This is a genomic window from Melaminivora alkalimesophila, assembly GCF_000282995.1.
Classification (GTDB): domain Bacteria; phylum Pseudomonadota; class Gammaproteobacteria; order Burkholderiales; family Burkholderiaceae_C; genus Melaminivora; species Melaminivora alkalimesophila.
Map to the genome: position 1 here is coordinate 1 of NZ_ALEE01000018.1, position 301 is coordinate 301.

Below are 301 nucleotides of genomic sequence, written 5' to 3' on the forward strand. Positions count from 1 at the left end.
CTGATCGACCGCATCGCCGCGCTGGTGCCACCGCCACGCACCCACCGGCACCGCTACTTTGGTGTGCTGGCACCAAACTCGCCGCTGAGAGCGGCGGTAACGGCGCTGGCTCAGCCTGCTGCGTCGCAACCAGCCACGGTGGAGACTGCACAACCTGGCGCGGGCGTACCTGGGGTGGCGGCGCCGGGCAACGCGGCCACACCCACACCCGAACCTGAAGCACGCCCGAAGCGAGCGGCGCATTACTTGTGGGCGGTGCTGATTGCCCGCATCTACGAGGCATTTCCGCTGCTGTGCCCCA

1 protein-coding gene is annotated in these 301 nt (G+C 68.8%); it reads left to right on the forward strand.

Annotation, left to right across the window (positions count from 1 at the left end; genetic code table 11):
* Positions 1-301, forward strand: a 301-nt coding sequence (locus tag A612_RS16155) for a transposase (protein ID WP_173370342.1), incomplete at both ends; no start/stop codon positions are given.